We start from the raw sequence: 23,365 nt of genomic DNA, 5'->3' as shown, positions 1-23,365 counted from the left end.
TACTTTGCTGGTATAAATCTGCCCGCGCACCGTAATTTTGTAGTATTACAACCCGCACTAATTCGCACCCGATGCCATGCTTTACACTCCTCAGCAAACCGCCGGTTTTTCAACGCATTCGTTTCGGTATTTGCTAACGAACCTGGATGATCACGTGCTGACGCTGACCTTAAACCGGCCCGAAAAAAAGAACGCCCTGAATCCGGCGCTGCTGAACGAACTGGCGTTTGCGCTGGCGTTTGCGCATTACGAACAGGATGTCTGGATGGTGGTGCTGGCGGCAGCAGGCGATGTTTTCTGCGCTGGGATGGATTTGAAGAGCCTGGCTTCGGATGAGCAAACGGAACAAACCGTGCCCCCGCCCTCCGGCCCCGTGCGACTGGGGGAATTACTTGCCGGACTTCATAAACCGTGTCTGGCGAAGGTTCAGGGAGCGGTTTATGCGGGCGGCTTTTTGTTGATTGGCGGTTGTACGCACGTAGTGGCTGCTGATACGGTTCCATTCAGTTTGCCGGAAGTAAAACGCGGGTTGTTTCCATTTCAGGTGATGGCGGTTTTGCTCGAAATCATGCCCGCCCGAACGGTTTTGGATTTGTGTCTCCGCGCCCGAACGCTGTCAGCCAGCGAAGCGAAAAATGTCGGACTGGTGACGGAACTCGTTCCAATTGATCAATTGGACGAAACCGTCCAAAAACTGGTCGATGAATTGAAGCAGTATTCACCAACGGCGATGCAGTTTGGGTTACGGGCTTATCAGCAACTAAAAAGTATTCCTCAGCATCAGCAACAGGCGTTTTTACACGACCAATTTCAGCAAATTCAGCAAACCGCCGACGCCAAAGAAGGCACGGCGGCTTTTCTGGAGAAGCGGAAACCGACGTGGAGAGGAGAGTGAAAAATACGTATGTGATTGTACACTAAAATTTCATTTGTTATTTTAGTGTTTTGACACACCAGATTTACCAGAAATGAATACCGTGCAGGAGGCAAAACGCTATTTAGACAATGCCCGCCAGATTTTGCGTGAAAAAGGGCTGAAAGAAAATGGGTATTATCAGGATCGTAAATACGTCAGAATGGCGGGCAATACGGTTTACAACGGTATTTTAGTGGCGCTGGATAGTTTATTGGAAGAAAAGACGAAAGGCCGCAAAGATGCAACCTGGTATAAAGCCCGATTAGCGCGGCTGGATAAAAATATTCTGAATTCGTTTGTATCGGCGTACGACACGCTTCATCTGGCTTTAGGTTATGACGGAAACCTGAATGCAAAAGTAGCCACTGCTGGTTTAGAAAACGCCGAAAACATTATTAATTGGGTCGAACAACGTATAGGCAGAGCTTAGTCAGGAATAATCAATCTACAAATCCGGGCACCCTTCCTTCCGCCGGGTATCGATGATCGATTGAATTTTCCAGCCGTTGTTTAGCTTCACCAGCGTAAAGACGTTGACGCCACAGTGGCTTTTCTGACCGTTGAAGTAAAAAACGTACGGCGTCCAGGCAATGGCGAGTTCCGCGTCGATCTTTACATCATAAGCCGAAAGTCGTTCGTCGAGCTCACCCGGTTTTCGCTTGCCAACGGACGTAATAAAATTAGGAATCGACTCATTCCGCACGCTGACTACATTTTCTTTGTTTTTGGCAACACTCTGCAGAGAGGCACCCGGCGCAAAAACCGCTTTGAAAAGCGTCGTATCGGCTTTGCGCATTCCGTCGAACATCTGCGTAATGGCGGCCCGAACAGCTTTTTCATCATTTGACTGGGCAAAAGCGGAAACCGAAAGCAAACTGAAGAGAAGGAAGAACGTTTTTTTCATGGGTTGACGAAGGTAAAGAACTGAACGTGGGGTTACCCTGTCAGGGCGTTCGGCCGCTGACAGGGCAAATTTCCAACCTAAATATACTGATTCAGAATCATTTCGTACAACTCCTGTTTGCCGCTGAGTTGCTTCGGTTCGCCATTAGCCAGAGCGTATTCGCGCAGATCTTCCAGCGTCAGTTCGCCTTTTTCGAAGCGGGCGCCTTCTCCACTGTCGTAACTCGCATACCGATCCGCACGCAGCTTCCTGTATTGTGACTTGTTCAGAATGGCTTCGGCCACGATGGCCGCCCGCGCAAACGCATCCATCCCGCCGATGTGCGCGATGAAAATGTCTTCGAGATCCGTCGAATTCCGGCGGGTTTTAGCGTCGAAGTTGACCCCGCCCGATTTCAAACCGCCCGCTTCCAGAATCACCAGCATGGCTTCCGTCAGTTCGTACAAGTCCATCGGGAACTGGTCGGTATCCCAGCCGTTCTGGTAATCACCCCGGTTGGCGTCGATGCTGCCGAGCATGTTGTTGTCGGCGGCTACCTGCAATTCGTGGGCGAAGGTGTGGTTGGCGAGCGTTGCATGGTTGGTTTCGACGTTCAACTCAAAATCGTCCTGCAAACCAAATTTATTCAGGAAACCAACGACGGTAGCGGCATCGAAATCGTACTGGTGCTTGCTCGGTTCCATCGGTTTTGGCTCAATGTAGAACGCACCTTTGAAACCCTGCTTCCGGGCGTAGTCGCGGGCCATCGTCAAAAACCGGCCCAGGTGTTCCTGCTCCCGTTTCATGTTGGTATTCAGCAGCGACATGTAGCCTTCGCGACCGCCCCAGAAAGTGTAGCCCGAACCGCCCAGCTCAATCGTGGCATCGATGGCATTTTTCACCTGCCAGCCGCCGTGGGCCAGAACGTGGAAATCGGGGTTGGTCGAAGCGCCGTTCATGTACCGGGCGTGCGAAAACAGATTGGCCGTGCCCCACAAGAGCTGAACCCCACTCGCCTGTTGCTTCTGCTTCGCGTAATCGACAATCTTGCGGAAATTGCTTTCAAATTCGGCGTTGGAACTGCCTTCGGGCGCTACATCGGTGTCGTGGAAACAGTAGTATTCCATGCCCATTTTGGTAATGAACTCAAAAGCCGCATCCATTTTGTCGAAAGCCGCTCCCAGCGGATCAGCATTGGTGCTCCAGGGAAACAGCTTGACACCCGGGCCGAAGGGATCGGCGCCGGTGCCACAGAAGGTGTGCCAGTAAGCGACCGCAAACCGGAACAGTTCGTTCATCGGTTTGCCCAGAATCGTGCGGTTTTGATCGTACCATTTAAACGCCAGCGGATTATCCGATTCGCGGCCTTCATACGGAATGGGGCTGGTTACGAAGGGGAAATACGTTTTGTCGCCCAGCGTGAGTTTCAGTTTTGACATGGTAAGTTGGGATTGAAACGAATAATTCTTCAAAAGTCTGCTTCTGATAAGAAGATACCAAGCCATAAAAGGAATTATTCACGAAAATATCCTCTATTCTCTCCATTTCTTACCTTGCTTTTGGCCGTGTCGAGATGATAAAATCTGAAGGATAGAAGATAAGCAGTGCCGCAGGTGATTCATTAGGCACTGTTCTGTCTCAGTTGGCGGAAAAACAAAAGCCGGATTGTTTCGCAGGAAAAGGCTGCATGGGTTTTTGGCGCTATTGATTTCCGGAACCCTTACTCAATAAGCAGTTTAATTCGTTTGCTTTTTGTGCGACTTTGGAGCCATTTTTCAATGCGCTGCCGCTCAGACTTTGTATGCCTGCGGGAGAACGTCGCATAAACCAGCATAACAGTATCCGGCGTCGCTTTATTGGTATTTATCACCAGCGAACGGGAAGCGGTAAAGGTTTGTACATCGGGCATCAGGGTCTTCAGTTCATTGCGCAGATCCGCTACCGGTACGTGTGTCGATTGGGTTAGATCGATATACCGGCGCAACGAGTCGATGGTGTGGTCTTTGCGAGCGATAGACGACTGGCTGTATTTGATAACCTGATCGGTTAACGAATTCTTGAGAGCATCCACATCAATTTCGGTATCCTTAAAACTACCTTGCTTAACAACAAGCGATGCATCGCCCAGACCATAAGCAGGCATTTTTGCCCGGAGAAAAGTAATGGAATCTTTTGGGAATGGTTCACCGACCAGCGTGAGTTCAACGGAACTATGTTTTCGGTTAAAATGGGCGCTGTAATTGATAACCTGACGGTACTGGAAATTACATTCGTTGGCAACAAACCGTCTGGCGGACTCCTCGAAGATGGTTTTGCGGACAATCTGATACCCAAGATAAGTGCTAGGAATGACCACAATCAGGACGGATAACCAGATCGTTTGCCGAATGCGCCGTTCGATCTCCGGGGTTGGATACTGTTTCTGATGATAGCCTAAGAACCGGACAATCAGGAAAGTTGCCAGGCTGATGCAGATGCCATTGATCAGAAAGAGGTAAAAGGCCCCGGCAAAATAATAAGGATTCGCAGTGGCGATACCGTAACCTGCCGTGCAGAGGGGCGGCATGAGTGCGGTGGCAATGGCCACTCCCGGAATGACATTCGTTACTTTCTCACGCCTTGAGCTGGCCACAATTCCGGCGAGCCCCCCAAAAAAAGCTACCAACGCGTCCCAAACCGTTGGCGATGTGCGGGCCAGTAATTCGGATTGGGCCAAGTGCAGCGGACTCAAAAAGAAGTATAGTGTTGAAGTCAATAGACTAATGACCACGGCGATGCTCAGGTTTTTCAATGATCTTATAATCATTGCCAAATCGTTGATGCCTACTCCCATACCAATGCCCATAATAGGCCCCATCAACGGTGAAATGAGGAAAGCACCGGTAATAACGGCCGGAGAATTGATATTCAGACCGATGGAGGCAATAAAGATGGCAAAGATCAGCGTCCATGAATTGATTCCCCGGAACTCAATACCACGGCTAATGTACTGAATGATCGATTCTTCGTCGTCTTTGTCTTCCTCCAGGCTAAACCGCTCCCGCAGAAACGAGCCGAAGCGGGCCAACAGGTCGGGGCGTTTGGAGCGAGGCAGATTAGGGTCGTTAACCATCCTATTTTTCTACAAATTGCGGTCTGTGTAAAAATCAATGAATCGACTGGAACCGGCCGTGATTCATTGTCTGGATAAACTTAATGGATCAATCCGTACTTTCTGACGTTGACGATGGTTCACTGGAAACGGCCTGCGCCAGCGTTTCGTGGACAAATCCGGTTTTTAACTGTTCATAGAAAGAAACCGGATCAACCAGCGAAGCCGCACCCTGCGCCATCAGCCCCCCCAACAGCAACTGGAAAATGGCCGAATGCCGGTCAGTCATTTCAAGAACCAGAATGGCGGCCGTGAACGGTGAACGAACCACGCCCGTCAGAAAGCTAACCATACTGACCAGAATGAGCAGATTGGTATTGGCCGGGACCACATTCATTAGTCGGGAAAGACCATCGCCGAGAATGGCACCGGCGCTGAGGGAAGTAGCAAAAATACCGCCCGCGGCCCCGCTGCTGTAACTAAGGGCCATACCGGCAAACCGCCCCGGAAACAAATACCAGGGAGTCAGGTGATCATTCTGGAATAAGAGTCGGTTGATAATGGGTTTGCCCGTTCCGACCGCGTCGGTTCCGATCAGAAAAGTCAGACCACCTAATAGGAATCCACAACCGAATACCCATCCCGCCTGCGCAGCCGGGGTGCGAAATCGTCGGCGGTACGCGTTGACCCACAGTAAAGCTTTGGCAAAAAAAGCACCCGCAAAACCACAGAGTATCGCTACCAGGGCAATAACGCCTAAAAACCAGCCGGTCGAAGCCGTGACTTTGGGGAAACCCAGGTACAAATACGGTCCCAAAAGGGCCTTGGCCGTTATTCCGGCAATGATCACGGCGGTGAAAACGGCAGTTCGAAAACGGGTAATATGGGTTTGGGTAAGTTCTTCAACCACAAACACAATTCCACCCAGGGGCGTGTTAAACGCAGCGGCCAAACCGGCCGCCCCGCCGGTCACGAGGGCGATTTGACGCGACAGTTGCGGCCAGCCGGCCGGTTGCAGCCGGTTAATTGCCCGAAAAATGGCCGCCGAAATCTGGATAGTCGGCCCTTCCCGGCCAATTACTCCGCCACCGCTCAGCAGGACGATACTACTCAGGATCTTGACAATCGCAACCCGCATGCTCAGCAGATAGGCAATCCGGCTATACGTGGCTGGATTGGACAATTCAATGCCCGCCATAACCTGGGGAATGCCACTTCCCCGGGCGGCAGGCGCCAGTTTCACAACGAGCCACCAGGCAACGACAAAAGCCGTTGGGGTCAGGATAAACACCAGCAGGGGTTGGGCCCGAATCCAGGTGAAACTGATTTGTTCCGCCCACACAAAAAGTTCTTCGTAACCCACTGCAACCAGCCCGGTTAGTAAGGAAGCTACCCAGAAAGGTAAACTTTGGAGAATGATCCGGCGGACCCGCTCGGTATAAAACCGCCTGATCACATGTCGGTCCAACCAGGCCAGCACTTGGGCGTATCGGGAAGGTCTCTCGGCCATCGGTCACAAAATGCAATGGTTATATACCTGTAACGGGTAGATTCGGCATCTGGTTGATAATACTGTGAATTCTAAGTGAATTTTAAGTTTTGCAGCCACCTGACAGGCTTCGCATTCTGTGGACGCTAAGCCATTTCTAAGGAGGTGTTAACACCTGATTTGTTCCGCAGATTCTCTCCGATACGCTGCTTTGCCGAGCTAAAGTTAATTTTTGCACTGACACACGCCGATAATTTCTGATTTTTTCCAGCCGAGGGCATACAAAAAAACCGCTACCAGAACGCAGGATTCTGGTAGCGGTTTTTCACTACTTGAAGAAAGAATAATATAACCTAAAGTGTACTGAAATCAAAGCCTTCCAGAAACGCCGTGGTAAACGCGCCCGACTGGAATTTAGGATCATCCATCAGCTTAATATGGAACGGAATCGTGGTTTTGATGCCTTCAATCACCACTTCCTGTAACGCCCGCTTCATCCGCGTAATCACTTCCTCGCGCGACTGCCCTGACACGATCAGCTTGGCAATCATTGAGTCATAATTCGGCGGAATGGTATAGCCGCTGTAAACGTGGCTGTCGATCCGGATGCCGTGGCCGCCCGGGAAGTGCAGGTTCGTAATTTTTCCCGGCGAGGGGCGAAAACCGTTGGCGGGGTCTTCCGCGTTGATGCGGCATTCCATCGCGTAGATTTTCGGCGTATAGTTTTTACCCGAAATCGGCGTTCCGGCCGCTACTTTAATTTGCTCTTTAATCAGATCAAAATCAGTCACTTCCTCCGTGATCGGGTGCTCCACCTGAATCCGGGTATTCATTTCCATGAAGTAGAAGTCACCGTGTTTATCAACCAGAAACTCGACGGTTCCGGCCCCTTCGTACCCGATGGCCGACGCCCCTTTGATTGCCGCTTCACCCATCCGTTCCCGGAGTTCGGAGCTGACAACCGGCGACGGTGTTTCTTCCACCAGCTTCTGGTGCCGACGCTGAATGGAGCAATCGCGCTCCGACAGGTGGCAGACTTTGCCGTATTGATCGCCCACAATCTGGATCTCGATGTGGCGCGGTTCTTCCACGTATTTTTCCAGGTACAAACCGTCGTTGCCAAAAGCCGCCCCGGATTCCATCTTGGCGTCGAGCCAGGCTTTTTCAAACTCCAGCTCGCTTTTGATAATCCGCATACCCCGGCCACCGCCACCGGCGGTTGCCTTGATAATCACCGGATAACCAATGTCAGTAGCCAGCCGCTTGCCTTCTTCTACGGATTCGAGCAGTCCTTCCGAGCCCGGAATAACCGGAACACCGGCGGCCCGCATCGTGGCTTTGGCGGTGGCTTTGTCGCCCATCGCGTTGATCTGCTCGGCGGTAGCACCAATAAACTTGATGCCGTAATCGGCGCAGATTTGCGAAAATTCCGCGTTTTCGGACAGAAAACCGTAGCCAGGGTGAATGGCGTCGGCACTGGTTACTTCAGCGGCCGAAATAATACTGGGAATATTCAGGTAAGACTGGCGGCTCGGCGGAGGACCGATACAAACGGCCTCGTCGGCAAACCGCACATGCAGGCTATCGCGGTCGGCAGTCGAATAAACCGCTACCGTCTTGATGCCCATCTCGCGGCACGTACGGATGATCCGCAGCGCAATTTCGCCCCGATTGGCGATGAGTATTTTCTTAAACATATTTTTGAATGAGCGATTGAGCAATTGAGTGAACAAAAATGTGATCTTCGATCTAATCACTAATTTACTCAATCACTCAACCACCATTAAACAGGTTCGACGAGGAATAACGGCTGATCGTATTCGACGGGCGTGGCGTTTTCGACCAGGACTTTAACAATCCGGCCCGCTACCTCCGATTCAATCTCATTGAAGAGTTTCATCGCTTCGATGATGCAGACGGTTTTACCCGGCTTCACTTCGTCGCCGATTTCCACAAACGAGTCGGCATCCGGACCCGCCGAACGATAGAACGTTCCGATCATCGGCGATTTGATGGTGAGGTAATTGGAAGTGTCGGCTTTGGGTGCCGGTGCTGGCGCAGCCGCTGGGGCGGAAACCGCTGCCTGGGCCGCTGGTAAAGCCGCCTGAACGGCTGGTTGCGCAACGGGCTGAGCCGCAGAAACCGGAGTCTGTCCGTAGCGTTTTACGTTCAGTTTCAGTTCATTGGTCTCGATACTGACCTCATCCAGTCCCGACTGTGCGATGAAATCAATAAGATTCTGAATGTCTTTCGTGTCCATCTCTTTTTTTAATGATGGGTTATGAATGATGAACGATGGATGCGTTAACCCTTTCATTCATCGTTCATCATCCCTAATTCATCATTCTGAAAACCTTATTTTACTCGTTCAACGTAATCGTACGTGCGGGTATCGACCCGAATTTTGTCGCCTTGTTCGATGAATAGCGGCACCATGATGGTGGCACCGGTTTCCACTTCCACTTTCTTCTTGGGGCTGTTGGCCGTATCGCCCCGGATGCCCGGCTCGGCGTAGGTCACTTCCAGCTCCACGAACGGCGGCATTTCGCAGGTCAGGGGTGTATCTGTTTCGGCGTTGATCAGAATTTCAACTTCTTGCCCTTCTTTCATCAAATCAGCCGCTTCCACGATTTTGTCCGTCAGGTTGATCTGGTCGAACGTTTCGTTATCCATGAAGTTGTACCCGGCTTCATCTTTGTAAAGGTACTGGAACTTGCGACGTTCTACCCGAACCGGATAAATTGTAACTCCGGCGTTGAAGGTGTTATCGAGAACTTTGCCCGATGTCAGGCTTCTTAGTTTCGTGCGGACGAAAGCGCCCCCTTTTCCGGGCTTAACGTGTTGAAATTCAACAATTTGAAACAGATCGTGATTGAAATTAATAACGAGTCCGTTCCGAATGTCTGCGGTCGTTGCCATGTTTTTTAGTTTAATGAACAATGAATAATGCACAATGAACAATGAAAACCAGGCTTTCGCCATTCATTATTAATTGTTCATTATTCATTAAGAATTTAATACGCCCATTTTAGATAAATCGCTCCCCAGGTAAAACCGCCCCCAAAAGCGGCCAGAACCAGGTTGTCGCCTTTTTTCAACTGCGATTCGTAGTCGAACAGGCAGAGCGGAATGGTTGCTGCGGTGGTGTTGCCGTATTTATGGATATTCAGCATGACCCGGTCCATGCCGAGGCCCATGCGATTGGCGGTGGCTTCGATGATCCGTTTGTTGGCCTGATGAGGCACCAGCCAGGCAACGTCGTTGCCGGTCAGGTGGTTGCGCTCCATAATTTCGGCGGAAACGTCGGCCATGTTCTTGACCGCAAATTTAAACACCGACGGGCCGTCCTGGTAGACGTAATGCCAGCGTTTATCGATTGTCTCGTGGGTGGGTGGGTAGCGGCTGCCGCCGGCTTTCTGAACCAAATGATTTTGCCCCGAACCGTCGGAGCGAATGATGGAGTCGATGATACCGTTTTCGTCGGTAGCCGGTTCCAGTAAAACCGCCCCGGCACCGTCGCCGAACAACACGCAGGTGGTGCGGTCGGTGTAGTCGACGATGGCCGACATCTTATCGGCACCGACTACGACTACTTTTTTATATTTTCCGGTCTCAATAAACTGAGAACCAATTGTTAACGCGTACAAAAATCCCGAACAGGCGGCCTGAATATCGAAACTGCCGACGGCCCGAATGCCGGTCATGTCACAAATCAGATTGGCCGTCGACGGAAAAACGTAATCGGGCGTGGTCGTTGCGCAGATCAGTAATTCAACCTCCGCCGGTGCCGTACCGGTTTTGGTCAGCAAACCTTCCACCGCCCTGGCGGCCATGTGCGACGTGCCCAGGCCTTCACCTTTCAGAATATGTCTTTCCTTAATACCGGTGCGGCTGGTGATCCATTCGTCACTGGTATCCACCATTTTTTCCAACTCCGCGTTGGTCAGGATGTAATCGGGTACATATCCGTATACGCCTGTAATTGCCGCTTTACTGTTCATACTCGGGGGTGCAATCGATTTTATAGACAAGAGAATATAGACATGAGACAAGAGAACCGATCGATCGCAATTGTGCTGGTATCTTTTGTCTCATGTCTCTTCTCTTTTGTCTCATTTTAACTTAAAGCCTGCGCGATTTTGGTGTATGCGTTGGATTCTACCTGCCTTTTTGCCAGACTAAGCATATTTTTGATGGCCAACGGCGACGAAATACCGTGGGCAATAATGACATTTCCATTTACGCCGACAATCGGGCTTCCGCCGACAGACTCGTAATTGGTTTTATCGGTAAATTCGTGTTTGAGCCCCAGGTCTTTGGTCATGTCGTAGATCGACTCGCCCATTTTGAACAGAATGTTACCCGTAAAACCGTCGGTTACAATAACATCGGCTTTATCGCGGAAGAAGTCTCCGCCTTCCATATTACCGATAAAATTAATTTTCCGGCTATCCTTCAGCAACTGGTAGGCGGCCTGGGCAATCACCGATCCTTTTTGCTCTTCCTCGCCGATATTCATCAGCGCCACCCGCGGTTTTTCGATTCCAAAGGTATATTGAGCGTAAATGGAACCGATCTCTCCGAATTGCAGCAACATTTCGGGCTTGCAGTCGGCATTGGCACCGATGTCGACGATAACGGCAAAACCGCCACTCAACTGCGGCACAAAACCGGCGATGGCAGGGCGCATCACCCCTTCAATGGCCTTGATACTGAACAACGCGCCCACGTGCATGGCACCGGTATTGCCGGCACTGCAAAAGGCATCGACCGACTTCTCGCGTAAAAGTTTAAACCCAACTCCGATGCTGGAATTGGGTTTCTGCGAAAGCGCCTTGGTGGGGTGCTCTCCCATTTCAACTACCTCTTCCGCATGGACTATTTCTACACTGGAACCCGTGTAAGTATACTTTTGAAGAAGATCTTCAATTACCCGCTGTTTGCCCACCAATACGATGGTGACGTCACTTGGTAATTCTTTAGTGGCCATTACGACTCCCTCCACAATAGCGTCCGGAGCGAAATCGCCACCCATAGCGTCGACTGCGATTCTCATTGAACCAGGTTTGGGTGCGCTGAATTGGTAAACGAAGTGTAAAAATACTAGTTGCCCGGCAATAAAAAAGTATTTCACGTTCATCCGGTGCAGATTCCTGTGAAATACTTCTTACCCTCAACCGCCCGAAGGAGGTTTTCGATCATCTGGAAAAAGCCCTTGCATGGGGTTGGGGGCTAAAATGTCAGGCTGTCGGCGCGTAATTTTCAATAACTACTTTGCCTTTGTAATACAGGTTGCCTTCGAATACGTGCGCTTTGTGACGAACGTGAATTTCACCCGTTGTGGCGTCAAAGGACAATGCCTTGGCGGTCAGTTTGTCGTGTGTTCTACGCTTGTCCCGGCGGGTGCTTGAATGTCTGCGTTTGGGATGTGCCATAATTGTATCTTGTCAATTGTCAGTCTAGCTTGCCATTCTCCCACAACCGGAACGGCGCTGGAGTGATAACAAATCGTATTAATTATTATTCAGTTTTCGTAATGCTTCCCAGCGGGGGTCAACCGGCGGTTCGGCGGTTTCATCATCCGGCTCCGAGGGTTCCGAACGATAAACGACTTTGCCCTCCGACTCCTCGTCTTCGTCGGTTTCTTCCTGACGAAAGCGGGGGTGTAATTTTTTCATCGGCAACGACAGCGCGATAAAATCGAAAAGGTAACGCGCAATGTTGATTTGCTGCGTATCCCACAGAATCAGTTCGATTTCGTCGGTCAGTTCCTCTTCGTGGTCCGAATATTTCAGAAACAACTGTTCTTCAATGTCGATCGGTTCGTCGAAGGGATCCAGACTGCGGTCGCAAATCAATTCTACCGAACCCAGAATATGAAACTCCAGTTGAACCATTGACGACGATTTGGTCAATACCAAATGCGTTTTGAATGATCCGTGCTGAATCAGGTCCTGATCCATTGCTTCGAAAAATGCATCGCCCGATTCAAAGTCGAATTCGTACGATTTATCTTCCAGACTGCTAATGGAGATGGTATATTTTTGCAACTCCTTCACGCTCTTCTCAAAATAGTCCGCAAAGTTACGAACTATTTCTGAATCCTAAAAGATTAGCTGTCAATTTACAATGTCTTTGTTAGGCTGACCGGCATCGTTCGCTGGTAAAGGAAGTATTTGGTTAAAGAAACCGGGAGGGGCTGATACCCGGATTGGGCTAAGGTCGGATGCTGGGCATCCTGGCATTGCAGGTTGGTCAGGAAATAATCCGACTGTTTGGCAAAGGTGGTCAGCTCGATTCGGTAGTAGCGCTGAATGTAGCCGTGCAGCAGAGGATCGGCAATAACCTCCGGACAAACGCCGAGCTTGGAATCGGACGGCACAATCGAGCCGATCTTGCGAACATCGGCCAGAATATTGCGGTAACTGTGGTAAGGCGTCCCGGCAATGGTGATGCTGTACAAACCAGTCGCCAGACAGGCAATGCCGCCAAGTGCCATCACGATCCGCAGGCTGCGTTGCTCCAGCGAGATCCCCTGAATCACCTTCAGAAGTAGCGGACCCATCCAGGCAGCTAGTGCTAGTGCAATGTAGGGTAGCGCCGGTACCACGTAGTAATCAAATTGCTTGGTGGTGGCCATGATGGGTGCTGTCGCGGCCAAACAGAGCGCGGCAAAAAACCGGGCCACCCCCGAAAGCGGGCTAACCGAAGCTGAAGATTTGAACCAAATCCGGTTTACTATCCACAGAATCCCCATCACGAGCAGGCCCGGGGCCGCATTGATCAGGACAATCTTCAGGATGAAGGCTCGCCCGAGAAAACCCGCCGTCGTTGGTAATACTTCGCGCTTATTGTTCAACGCAGCCCACACCTGCTGATTAAAATAGCTTTGCAGAAACATTCGGGCGGGCTCATACAGCAGCAATAGCGAAAATAACAATAAAAAACCGCCGGTCAGGACGAGCGTCCACCGAATGGCCGGGGCAATTTGTACGGGCCGGTAGTAAAACAGCCCGAGCAGTCCCGGAACCGCCAGAACGTGCAGGCTCACCGGCCCTTTCGTCAGAAAAGCCGCTACCAGCGCCAGAACGGCGATCGAAGCGCCGAGAAATGAGTTTCCGGGATTTTGCCAGCCTACAATCGTATATTTGACGGCCAGCAGACAGAACAGGCTCATCGTGGCGTCCAGGTAATTCTGGGCATACGTCCACTCCGTCAGCGAACAGGTAAACAGGATCAAAACCGGCAACCATTCATAGCGGTGCAGGAGATGAGCCGCCGGAACCATCTGCCACCACAACTGAATGATCAGGACAATGATCAGGATCAGGACGACAAAACAATAAATCCGTTCGGTGGCATAGGTGTCACCCAAAAGTCTGAAAAACCAGGATTGAATGTAAAACAGCAGCGGGGGATGTTCGTAGAAGATTTCCGTTTGGTTGTAGGGCAGCCAGAACGAATTGGCAAAAACCGGTGCCCATAACGAGCCTTTACCGATGGCCATATTACGGGATATGGCAGCATACGTCAATCCATCGGCCCACATGCCATCGCGCAGCAACCGTCGAAAAATGACGAAGGCGCCCCAGGCAATGGTAAATAGCCAGCCAATGCGCCTGTATGCCACAGCCGTTGCAAGCACCGGCGAAAAACCGGGCGATGGAATTGACCTCATAGAGTGTGCTGATTCATTAAAACCGTATCAATATACCGGCTTATTCTTTTTTTTGCGCAATAACCTTGATTTCTGTACCTTAATTCCGCCATTTATGGAAGTTTTCATTAAGAATCGGTCCTTTTTCATAGTATATCTTTTTTTCTTCATACTGGTCGGCGTCTTCATGCTGCTCTACAGCAAGGCCGAGCTGATGCAGTGGGTGAATGCGCACAACTGGCCGACCGGCGACCTGTTTTTTCAGTACGTTACCAATTTGGGCGATGGCGCCTTTGCGGTTATTGTCATCGTTGTGCTGCTGTTCCGATCGTTCCGGGCTGCGTTGATGGGCGCGGCTTCATTTCTGTTATCGACCCTGATTGTCCGCGTGCTAAAAGAAGTGGTTTTTGCGGGATCGCTGCGGCCGCTGAAATACTTTGAGCATTCCGAGTGGCAATACCGGATTATCGACGGGCTGGATATTCACAGTTACAACAGTTTTCCGTCCGGCCACTCTACCACGGCCTTTGCGGTTTTTTCTTTGCTGGCTTTGCTCGACGATCGCAAAAACCGGGGTTGGTTCTGGGCATTGCTAGCCGTCATCACGGCGTATTCGCGGGTATATCTTTTCCAGCATTTTGTGGAAGATGTCTACGTTGGCTCCGTCATCGGGACGGTTTCGTCCGTTGTGGTTTTTGTATTACTGAGCCGTTATTGGGGCCAGAATCCGAAAAACTGGCACAACCGGCGTCTGCGGTTTTAACCCTTTTGAAACACGCATCCAAAATATTCTTAAAATAATTATATCAAATCGGTAAATCATTCGATGACTTGTCTTTTGCTCGTATAACCACCCCGGCGGTTTTTCTGGACATACCGACAAGTTACCCAGCCAATTTGGCAAAAGTGGTCAGTATCCAAAAAATAGGTCGAAAAATTAGCCTTATATCAAAAAAAATTGGGTATTTATTGAAAATACAGCTTAAAACGAATCATATTTATCAGCAAAAATTATCCCTTTTTGTAATTTCAGGGTAAATACCAAGGTTCCCATCAATTATGTCGCAACCCCAATCCATTGCTGATCCTGCCACAACGGCCTTAGGCCGGGGTATTCAACACATCGGTTTTGGCAAGCAAGGCCGTCGGCCCCTTTCGCCCGCTTTGTTGGAAGAGTGCAAACAGGTGTTATTGTCGGGTACGGCGGACCCGCTGCAGAAAGGGGCGTTTTTGGGGGCCTTGCTGGCCAAAGGTTCCATTCCGGAGGAGCGATCGCTGGAAGTTGTTTTTGGAAGAGACGCTTTTGTGAACCCGGCGTTTTTTATCAATAAAGTATGTCCTGATTTACCGACGAACCTTTTTCCCATTGCTACAAAGCTGCTCAAAGGCCATAGTCTGCGCGCCAGCGAAGCGCACCAGCTGGGCAGTTTCCTGTTTCTGGAGGATGACTGCGAGACATTCAAAGGGCTGGCCACCAGCATTTTACGAATCCGGGTTGAATCCAACGACGAATACAAAGGCTTCTACAATGCCGCGATGGAAACCATCACGCCCGGTTTTCGGCAACTGAGCTGCGTTGACCGGCCGCTGGTTCAGCTCGCCGAACCGTTCGACGGCGTGGAGCATACGTACCTGATTACGCCCTTGCTGGCCCATTTTTTCGAGCAACGCGGCTACGGTTCGCTGTCGGTGGTGGGCCGGACGCCAGGGCCGAAATATACCCTCAACGCCCATGATCTGTACCTGTATCTGGGTTGCCAGATGTTACAGAGCAACCACGAAATCAATACGCCCCCGGAGCCTTTCGGCTGGGTGCTCGACCAGAAAGCGCTCTCGCCCGCGCTGAACCGCTGGGTCGACCGTCGGCGCGTCATCATTAACCGGCCTTTTCTGGCGACGCTCGAAAAAATCATGAATCCCTGCAGCGCCCGCGTTCTGGTGACCCCGGTTTTTCAGGTTCCTTTCCAGATGAAAATGGCGGAATTGGCGCTCATGGCCGGTTTTGACGCGGTTATTGTCATGAAACGCGGTCTGGAAGGAAGCCTGTCGCCCTCGACCAGCCGGAGCAGCGGAATCCTGTGCGCCGTTCGGACGGCCCGAGGGCATTTGTTCTACCAGCACTTCGATATCGACCTGCCAGCTTTTGCCGAATACCGAACCGACAGCGACGAAATCGTGATGAATTTGCAGGTTAACGAAAACGTTCGGCTTATCCGCGACTTCATGAAGCACGGCGAAACCGCCAACGACGACTTCGACAACCGCGTCCGTTTCACGCAGGCTTTGCTCGGCCGGGGCATGGACTGGATCGAAGGGCAACTCGACGGGCGGGGTAACAAATTGTAAATCAGGCGGATTTAGGCCGGAAAACCTTCATGACGTCTTCGTGCGTCGTCAGATACGGCCCGCCAATCAGATCGATGCAATAGGGAATGGCCGGAAAAACCACCGACAGGCATTGTCCAATCGCGGTCGGTTTTCCGGGCAGGTTCACGATCAGCGTCTGGTTGCGAATTCCGGCGGTTTGGCGCGATAAAATGGCCGTTGGCACGTATTTCAGACTTTCCTGCCGCATCAGTTCGCCAAAACCGAGCAGCATTTTCTGGCAAACCGCTTCCGTAGCTTCGGGCGTCACGTCGCGTAGGGCCGGGCCGGTTCCGCCCGTTGTTACCACCAGACAGCAGCCTTCCGCGTCGGCCAGTTCGATCAGCGTCGCTTCCAGTTGCGGTTGTTCGTCGGGAATGACGCGGTAAACCGGTTCCCAGTCGCAGCTCAGGTAACTGGTCAATAAATTCACTACGGCTTTGCCGGGAATATCTTCGTAAATGCCCGCGCTGGCCCGGTCCGAAACATTAATGACGCCAATGCGAATGGGTGTTGCCATCGACAGAGTTTTAGATGATGCGGCAAAGATACGGTTTGCCGTACTATGGATTGGGTAGTTTCCGTACTTTTGTGCCATCAACCCCAACGCCATGCCCCGAATTCCGTCGCGCTTTATTCCCCTGTTGATTGTTCTGGCCGGAGCGTTGTTTTATTTTCCGTTTCTGGGCCGCGTTCACCTCTTCGATTGGGACGAAATCAACTTTGCCGAGTCGGCGCGGGAGATGATCGTGACGGGCAACTACACGCGGGTTCAGATCAACTTTCAACCGTTCTGGGAAAAACCGCCCCTGTTTTTCTGGCTTCAGGTGTTGTCGATGAAAGTGTTCGGCATTGGCGAATTTGCGGCCCGATTTCCCAACGCCCTCGTCGGAATTGCCACGTTGCTGGTTCTGTATGCGGTGGGTAAAAAAGCCGTTAACGAGCGATTCGGGCTTTTGTGGGCGCTGGCCTATTTCGGCTCTTTAACGCCCCATTTATATTTCAAATCCGGCATCATCGACCCGACGTTCAATCTTTTTATCTTCCTGAGTGTCTGGTTCATGGCGCAGGCGGTTTCGGCTTACGGCACCTCCGGCGCAATCCGGCTGGCGGTTTTTTCGGGGCTGTTCGTCGGTCTGGCGGTTTTGACCAAAGGCCCGGTCGGCGGTTTACTGCTCGGCCTGACATTTCTTGTATATTGGGGCCTTCAGCGGTTTCGCCCGATTTTGAGTTTCCGGAACGGTTTGCTGTTTTTTGGTTGTGCGTTCGCCGTGGCGTCGGTCTGGTTTGGTCTGGAGTTGATCAAGAACGGGTTCTGGTTTTTCGAAGAATTTTTCCGCTACCAGGTTCGCCTGTTTTCAACGCCAGACGCGGGCCATCAGCAGCCGTTTTACTACCATTTTGTGGTGGTTTTGCTGGGCTGTTTTCCCATGTCGCTGCTGGCGATTCGCGGTTTTTTCGCAGGCGTAACGAATTCTAAATCAGATCAGTTGCTTTCGTTCCGGCGCTGGATGGTCATTCTGTTCTGGGTCGTGATGATTCTGTTTTCCATCGTCAAAACTAAAATTGTTCACTATTCGTCGATGGCGTGGTTTCCGGTTTCGTACCTGGCCGCAACGGTTTTGTACGAGTATCTGAACGGTCAGTTGAAATGGAACCGCTGGCTGACCGTCGGCATTGCCGTGATTGGGGGTGTGTTGGGGTTGCTCATCACCGCGTTGCCGCTGATTGGCATGCATGCCGCCGAGCTGACGCCGTACATCAAAGACCCGTTCGCCGTCGCCAACCTGAGCGCGCCCGTCGAGTGGCAGGGCTGGGAATGGATGATCGGAACGGCTTACGGGCTGGTGATTCTGGCGCTGCTGATAGTACGGAAAAACCGCCCTGTTGGGAGCGTCGTGACCTTATTTCTGGCGACACCGGTTTTGTTGTGGTTGGTGTTACCGGCCATTATTCCCAAAATTGAACGCTACACGCAGGGTGCGGTCATCGATTTTTACGAAGCGAAACAGGGTCAGGATGTTTACATCGAACCGATCGGATACAAGAGCTACGCCCACCTGTTTTATTTCCGGAAACCACCGCCAACCAATCCAAAAAGTTATAATGAAGATTGGCTGATCAACGGCCCGGTCGACAAACCGGTTTTTTTCGTGACCCGGAATTTCAACCTCGACCAATACCGCTACAACCCGAATCTGGAGATCATCCGCGAAGAAGCCGGTTTTGTTTTTCTAAGAAGAAAACCGGCGTTTAAGTGATTTCAAAGATGACCCGCGTTGGGTCCAAGTACGGCTCGTATGACGTCGGCGGAGGTGTAGAAAACCGCAATATCGGTGTACATTTTCAATACATCCGGACGAGTATAGCCCCAGGCTACGGCTCCAAAAGCAGTGCTAACTTCCCGCGCAGCTTCGATATCCCGAATTTCGTCGCCCACTGAAAGGGTTTCGGCAGGTCCAACGCCATTGACCGCCATCGCCTTTCTGAATTTGTGCTGCTTCCCAAAAAGCGAGGTACCGCATCCGTAATAAGTAATCAATGAGGCACATTCCGGGCCGAGCACCCGGCGGATATTGGCCTCACTATTTGAACTGACTACCGCCAACCGGACGCCCTGCCGGACTAATTGCTTCAGTAACTCCGGAATACCATCAAACAGGCGGATCTGATCAATATCACGCGTCATCAACTGGATGAATGATCGGGCAATGAGCGGAATTTTCCAGGCTGGCAGCTTCGCTCTTTTCATCATTTCCCGGGCATCAAGACCGCGCAGTTGATCAACGTCTTCGGGATTGATGGGGGTAAAATTGTACGTCGCAGCCAGCTTGTTAATCGTGCGGAGAAAGTACGGAAAGGAGTCCGCAAGTGTACCATCGAAATCGAATATAACCAGTTTATAGTTCATGGTGACAAGGAGTAATCCGTTTTCGGGAGAGTTATTTCCCCAGCCCCAATTGCAAAAACGCCGTCAGTTCCATCAGCCAGGCAACGCCGAGGTGAATGATGACCCCACCCCAGATGCTCCGGGTCTGGAGTGCGATGACGCCCAGAATATAGCCGCCGAAAATGGAGCTGATCGCTTCGCCCGCCGGTTTTCCGAAGTGAATGAAGGCATACGTAATGACCATCGGAAAAACCGCTCCCCGGCCCAGAATCCGCGCCATGCCGATGACCAGAAAACCGCGGAACATCAACTCCGTCGGGACGAAATCCCAGCCGTACGACAATTCATAAATCAGCGCCGTTACCCATTCCGGGACGTTGAAAAACTCGTTGGCGTTGGTGTCTTTGTAGGTCGGGTACGACTCGAGAAACGATGGCTGGAAGGAAGCATACGTAATCAACGGAAGCATGCACAGCAGCAGAATGAAATAGATTTGCAGCCCTTTCCACTTCGGGCGCATGCCGTAAAAACCGTTCGGTTCTTTTTCGATAAACCGGTAAAACAGCAGCAAGGGCAGAATAACCGTCAGCAGCGACTGCAAATTCCGGAGGCAATAGAACGCAAACTGGTAAACCTGGCCGCCAAAAACCGCGTAACTCCATTCATTAAACCCGTAAAAACCGGCATACCAACTGAAAATTGCCAGTCCCGACAAACTGTAAATCCAGAAATCGCGCCGGTGCCAGATGTCCATCCGCTGGTGAAACCGCGTCCACAGCAACACCCCGGAGTAATAGGCAAAAGCGTACAGCAAAAAGTAGAAAAGAATCCGGATGTTTTGGCCGCGATAGGCATCGATGTAACTATCTTCGAAATCCAGGTAATAATTAATGCTGAGGCAAACCGCCAGAAACAGGGCGGCAAAACCGTATAAATCGGCGCGGAAGTCGGCTTTCAGGTGTTCGCGGAGGTAGCGGATCAGGTTACGCATGGTGGACCAAAGTTGGTGGAAAGCCGCCAGCAAACCAAAGCCGTTCGGGTCGCAAAGGCAGTAAGTTAGGGTGAAATGGAACTTATAGATACTGAATTGTTCCATTTTACGATCGTATTCATGGGTGTACCTGAGTTCCAAAGTCTTTTAGCCCACTAAGCCCGAAGGGCTTCACCGTGGATAACCCCGAATGTTAATTCGGGGATCACGTCTATAGCTGTCATCCCCGGATTGCATCCGGCGTTATCTATAGGTAAGTCCTTCGGACTAGATTCCGAAGAACCGGCGAAGGATAGGCTAACCGGAGATTGTCAAAACAAATGGGTTTTTATCTTTTAAAACCGACTGATCATGGCCGACTTTTCCAATCAAGTAGCCTTCATCACCGGAGCCGGTTCCGGCATCGGGCGGGCAACGGCCCTGGCTTTCGCGCAGGCCGGAGCGCGGGTAGTGGTGGCCGACCTCAACGAAACGAACGGGCAGCAAACCGTTGCCGAAATCACGCAAACCGGCCGGGAAGCCCGGTTTATTAGCTGCGATGTAGCGTGTCCTGATGACGTTGAAAAAGCCGTGCAATACACCGTCGGGCAGTTCGGGCGGTTGGATATTGGCATCAACAACGCGGGCATCGGGGGTGCCTACGCCCGGCTGGTCGATCAGACGTTCGAAGACTGGAACCGGATGCTGGCCGTCAACCTGAGCGGTGTTTTTTACTGCATGCAATTCGAAATCAGGCAGATGTTATTGCAGGGTGGGGGGAAAATCGTCAATCTTTCGTCGATTGCGGGCGTTCGGGGACTGGTGAAAGCCGCGCCTTATACGGCGGCCAAACACGGCGTTCTGGGCCTGACCAAAACCGCAGCGCTGGAATACGTCAAACACAACATTCGCGTCAATGCGGTTTGCCCGGTTTATACGCATTCGGCGATGGTCGACGAATTGATCAATAGTTCGCCCGATATGGAAAACCGCCTGCGCCGGGCGATTCCGATTGGGCGGTTTGGCCAGCCGGAAGAAATTGCCCAGGCCATTTTGTGGTTGTGTTCGGATGAAAACGCGTTTTGTACGGGTCAGGCGATCCAGATGGATGGCGGGTTAACGGCGGGTTGACGGGTGCAGACGCGATTAATCGCGTCTCTACGGATTTTCGGCCCATTTGGTAACCATCGCCGGAACCTCTGGTTCGCCTTTGAAAAAAACGCCTTTCTTGCCCTGCGTCAGCGCCCAGCGGTGCATCCACGAAATCCCGCCTTTGCCAATATAGCCATCTTTCGACCGGTATGCCGGATCTTTCAGGGCCTCTTCCAGGGAAATAAATGTATAACCGCTTTGGGCCAGCCGTTTCAGTAAATCGCCCATATACACTGCATTGATCGTGTTGGCGTGCGTCAGGAGCGACTGCGGAATCTGTCGCTTAAACAGCGAATCCGATTGTGCTTCGTAGTAACGGACATACGCCGTCATGTAATCCAGGTACTGCCGACCGATCTCAGCCGCCGACGCGGTGTCGCCTTTCAGCAGCGCATTGTCGTAGGCGTGGGAAAACAGAAAATCGTAATTATCGACCGTTACGGGCGCTTCGCGGTAGTTGTGTTGAACTAAAAACCGCTCCAGCGAATCTTTTTTGGCGGGTGTTTCGCCCTTGCGGAGATACGGGTGCCGGAAATACTGGAACGGTTTCCCGCGCTGTTCCACCAGTTTCTTCGTAATCTTCTCTCCGCCAGTCACTTCATCGAAATACTCCTGAATGGAAATAACCGTAAAGTCTTTGTGCGAAAACGTGTGATTGCCCAGTTCCAGACCGGCGTCGAGCCAGGCTTTCAGGACGTTGACCTGATTCGGATCGGGCGTGACTTCGTGGTACAACCAGCGCGAAATGACAAAACCGATGGCCGGAACGCGGTGGGCCTGAAAATGCCGGATGAGTTTCTGATTCATGATCAGCCGTCCGTCGGGCGTCCGGTAATAGTCGGTAACACCCGGCAGATCATCGACCGTGATAACGATTTTTTTCTGGGCCCAGAGTTGGTGGGAGAAAACAAGACAGAGCAGAAACAGCCGGAAGCGCATACCCGAAATCAGCTAATTCAACAAGATTATGAACAACGAAAAACGTTTATCTACAAAATTTTTACTAAACTTTGACTTATTTCATGAATGGCACCGGACGTTTTCCCGGTTTACGTGCTTATGTTAGTCATTATCCTTACCCTCACCACCGTCGCCATCGTCGTCCGCATTGTATCGAGTCCCTTATCGAACGTTTTTCAGAAACAACTCACCCAACGAGCCGCCGAGCCTTTATTTGTCAGTTCTGCAACCTATGGCTTTTTGAGCGTATTAACAATCTCGTTCTGGCCGGAATTGAATTTGAGTAACCTCCCCGCCGATTTCTGGTTGTCGGTACTGATTTTTAACTTAATTGGGGTATTGGGTAACGTGCTCTTAGTCAAAGCCATCCGAACCGGCGAATTGTCCGTTCTCGGTCCAATCAATGCCTACAAATCCGTGGTCAGCATTGTATTCGGAATTTTGCTGCTCAACGAAATTCCAAGCTGGATGGGGGTCATGGGCGTTGCGCTGATCGTGGCTGGTAGTTACGTGGTGCTAGATTCCGGGCAGCGCGGACGCGGTTTTTCGTTCGATATTCTCAAACAGCCGGAAATCCAGTTTCGGTTGATCGCCCTGGTTTGCTCGGCCATCGAAGCGGTTTTTATCAAACGCGCCATGGTGCTTTCTTCGCCCATGACCACGTTTATTCTCTGGTGCGTACTCGGTTTTGTGTTCTCCTTCAGTTGGGTGATCCTGACGCTCCGCCGTCGCTGGAAGGAACAGATAGCGGTTTTCTCTACCGAAAAAGGAACGTACGCAGCCTTATTTGTATCGGCAGGATTAATGCAGTTTTCTACCAATACAGCCTTTGGCGGTATGCAGGTGGGCTATGTTTTAGCGCTATTTCAGACCTCGGCACTGCTGAACGTTCTGTTTGGTTATCAGTTTTTTAAGGAAAAAAATATCGTTCAGAAACTCATCGGGGCGGCCATTATGGTAACTGGTGCGGTTTTGATCGTGGTTTTTAAATAA

The 23,365-nt window shown here is 51.2% G+C and carries 23 protein-coding genes; 7 read left to right on the top strand and 16 right to left on the bottom strand.

Features of this window, described 5'->3' with window-relative positions; genetic code table 11:
• The first annotated feature begins 76 nt into the window (after positions 1-76).
• The gene (locus GJJ30_RS07625; protein ID WP_154174561.1) at positions 77-895 is read left to right on the top strand and encodes an enoyl-CoA hydratase-related protein; all 819 of its coding nucleotides are present in this window, start codon (positions 77-79) and stop codon (positions 893-895) included.
• Positions 896-968: 73 nt separating this feature from the next.
• Positions 969-1,346, top strand: a complete 378-nt coding sequence (locus tag GJJ30_RS07620; RefSeq protein WP_154174560.1) for a DUF5618 family protein — start codon at positions 969-971, stop codon at positions 1,344-1,346.
• Positions 1,347-1,361: 15 nt separating this feature from the next.
• Here GJJ30_RS07620 and GJJ30_RS07615 read toward each other — a convergent pair whose 3' ends face one another.
• From GJJ30_RS07615 to GJJ30_RS07560, 12 genes are all read right to left on the bottom strand, one after another.
• The gene (locus GJJ30_RS07615) at positions 1,362-1,820 is read right to left on the bottom strand and encodes a nuclear transport factor 2 family protein (RefSeq protein ID WP_154174559.1); all 459 of its coding nucleotides are present in this window, start codon (positions 1,818-1,820) and stop codon (positions 1,362-1,364) included.
• A gap of 77 nt (positions 1,821-1,897) precedes the next feature.
• Entirely contained in the window at positions 1,898-3,238 is a 1,341-nt protein-coding gene (xylA, locus tag GJJ30_RS07610) for a xylose isomerase (RefSeq protein WP_154174558.1), read from the bottom strand.
• Between the two features lie 281 nt (positions 3,239-3,519).
• Positions 3,520-4,911, bottom strand: a complete 1,392-nt coding sequence (locus GJJ30_RS07605) for a DUF389 domain-containing protein (RefSeq protein ID WP_154174557.1) — start codon at positions 4,909-4,911, stop codon at positions 3,520-3,522.
• 88 nt (positions 4,912-4,999) lie between these two features.
• Positions 5,000-6,400 (bottom strand): chloride channel protein, encoded by a 1,401-nt coding sequence (locus GJJ30_RS07600; protein ID WP_154174556.1) that lies wholly within the window; start codon positions 6,398-6,400, stop codon positions 5,000-5,002.
• A 332-nt stretch (positions 6,401-6,732) separates the two neighbouring features.
• Positions 6,733-8,076, bottom strand: a complete 1,344-nt coding sequence (accC, locus tag GJJ30_RS07595; RefSeq protein WP_154174555.1) for an acetyl-CoA carboxylase biotin carboxylase subunit — start codon at positions 8,074-8,076, stop codon at positions 6,733-6,735.
• An 86-nt stretch (positions 8,077-8,162) separates the two neighbouring features.
• Positions 8,163-8,639 carry an acetyl-CoA carboxylase biotin carboxyl carrier protein gene (gene accB, locus GJJ30_RS07590; protein WP_154174554.1) on the bottom strand — a complete coding sequence of 159 codons (477 nt, stop codon included), beginning with the start codon at positions 8,637-8,639 and terminating at the stop codon, positions 8,163-8,165.
• A gap of 95 nt (positions 8,640-8,734) precedes the next feature.
• On the bottom strand, positions 8,735-9,298 hold the full coding sequence (gene efp / locus GJJ30_RS07585) for an elongation factor P (RefSeq protein ID WP_154174553.1): 564 nt from the start codon (positions 9,296-9,298) through the stop codon (positions 8,735-8,737).
• 95 nt (positions 9,299-9,393) lie between these two features.
• The gene (locus GJJ30_RS07580) at positions 9,394-10,380 is read right to left on the bottom strand and encodes a beta-ketoacyl-ACP synthase III (RefSeq protein ID WP_154174552.1); all 987 of its coding nucleotides are present in this window, start codon (positions 10,378-10,380) and stop codon (positions 9,394-9,396) included.
• Between the two features lie 116 nt (positions 10,381-10,496).
• Positions 10,497-11,435, bottom strand: coding sequence for a phosphate acyltransferase PlsX (gene plsX, locus GJJ30_RS07575; RefSeq protein ID WP_154174551.1), 939 nt, complete (start codon positions 11,433-11,435; stop codon positions 10,497-10,499).
• Positions 11,436-11,619: 184 nt separating this feature from the next.
• Positions 11,620-11,814 carry a 50S ribosomal protein L32 gene (rpmF, locus tag GJJ30_RS07570; protein WP_038121838.1) on the bottom strand — a complete coding sequence of 65 codons (195 nt, stop codon included), beginning with the start codon at positions 11,812-11,814 and terminating at the stop codon, positions 11,620-11,622.
• A gap of 78 nt (positions 11,815-11,892) precedes the next feature.
• Positions 11,893-12,438 carry a YceD family protein gene (locus GJJ30_RS07565; RefSeq protein WP_310588211.1) on the bottom strand — a complete coding sequence of 182 codons (546 nt, stop codon included), beginning with the start codon at positions 12,436-12,438 and terminating at the stop codon, positions 11,893-11,895.
• 65 nt (positions 12,439-12,503) lie between these two features.
• Positions 12,504-14,057 carry an ArnT family glycosyltransferase gene (locus tag GJJ30_RS07560; protein WP_154174550.1) on the bottom strand — a complete coding sequence of 518 codons (1,554 nt, stop codon included), beginning with the start codon at positions 14,055-14,057 and terminating at the stop codon, positions 12,504-12,506.
• 94 nt (positions 14,058-14,151) lie between these two features.
• Here GJJ30_RS07560 and GJJ30_RS07555 point away from each other — a divergent pair, with 94 nt between their 5' ends.
• Together GJJ30_RS07555 and GJJ30_RS07550 are read left to right on the top strand one after the other, a co-directional pair.
• Positions 14,152-14,799 carry a phosphatase PAP2 family protein gene (locus GJJ30_RS07555; RefSeq protein WP_154174549.1) on the top strand — a complete coding sequence of 216 codons (648 nt, stop codon included), beginning with the start codon at positions 14,152-14,154 and terminating at the stop codon, positions 14,797-14,799.
• A 296-nt stretch (positions 14,800-15,095) separates the two neighbouring features.
• Complete coding sequence (locus tag GJJ30_RS07550; RefSeq protein ID WP_154174548.1) at positions 15,096-16,382, top strand: anthranilate phosphoribosyltransferase; 1,287 nt, start codon at positions 15,096-15,098, stop codon at positions 16,380-16,382.
• Position 16,383: 1 nt separating this feature from the next.
• Here GJJ30_RS07550 and mog read toward each other — a convergent pair whose 3' ends face one another.
• The gene (gene mog / locus GJJ30_RS07545; protein WP_154174547.1) at positions 16,384-16,920 is read right to left on the bottom strand and encodes a molybdopterin adenylyltransferase; all 537 of its coding nucleotides are present in this window, start codon (positions 16,918-16,920) and stop codon (positions 16,384-16,386) included.
• Positions 16,921-17,011: 91 nt separating this feature from the next.
• On the opposite strand from mog, the gene GJJ30_RS07540 reads away from it, so the two are divergent.
• Positions 17,012-18,661 (top strand): ArnT family glycosyltransferase, encoded by a 1,650-nt coding sequence (locus GJJ30_RS07540; RefSeq protein ID WP_154174546.1) that lies wholly within the window; start codon positions 17,012-17,014, stop codon positions 18,659-18,661.
• A 2-nt stretch (positions 18,662-18,663) separates the two neighbouring features.
• On the opposite strand, the gene GJJ30_RS07535 is transcribed toward GJJ30_RS07540, so the two are convergent.
• Both GJJ30_RS07535 and GJJ30_RS07530 read right to left on the bottom strand, forming a co-directional pair.
• A complete protein-coding gene (locus GJJ30_RS07535; protein WP_154174545.1) occupies positions 18,664-19,311 on the bottom strand; it encodes an HAD hydrolase-like protein in 648 nt (215 codons plus the stop codon).
• A gap of 31 nt (positions 19,312-19,342) precedes the next feature.
• The gene (locus GJJ30_RS07530) at positions 19,343-20,281 is read right to left on the bottom strand and encodes a CPBP family intramembrane glutamic endopeptidase (RefSeq protein WP_154174544.1); all 939 of its coding nucleotides are present in this window, start codon (positions 20,279-20,281) and stop codon (positions 19,343-19,345) included.
• 351 nt (positions 20,282-20,632) lie between these two features.
• On the opposite strand from GJJ30_RS07530, the gene GJJ30_RS07525 reads away from it, so the two are divergent.
• Complete coding sequence (locus tag GJJ30_RS07525; RefSeq protein ID WP_154174543.1) at positions 20,633-21,391, top strand: SDR family NAD(P)-dependent oxidoreductase; 759 nt, start codon at positions 20,633-20,635, stop codon at positions 21,389-21,391.
• Between the two features lie 27 nt (positions 21,392-21,418).
• Here the strand turns inward: GJJ30_RS07525 and GJJ30_RS07520 are convergent, their stop codons facing one another.
• Entirely contained in the window at positions 21,419-22,351 is a 933-nt protein-coding gene (locus GJJ30_RS07520) for a polysaccharide deacetylase family protein (RefSeq protein WP_154174542.1), read from the bottom strand.
• 87 nt (positions 22,352-22,438) lie between these two features.
• Between GJJ30_RS07520 and GJJ30_RS07515 the strand changes: the two genes are divergently transcribed.
• Positions 22,439-23,365 carry a DMT family transporter gene (locus GJJ30_RS07515; protein WP_229313022.1) on the top strand — a complete coding sequence of 309 codons (927 nt, stop codon included), beginning with the start codon at positions 22,439-22,441 and terminating at the stop codon, positions 23,363-23,365.

The organism is Larkinella terrae (assembly GCF_009668025.1).
Lineage (GTDB): Bacteria > Bacteroidota > Bacteroidia > Cytophagales > Spirosomataceae > Larkinella > Larkinella terrae.
Note: the sequence above shows the minus strand (reverse complement) of the source record. Positions and strands in the feature narration are given on the sequence as shown.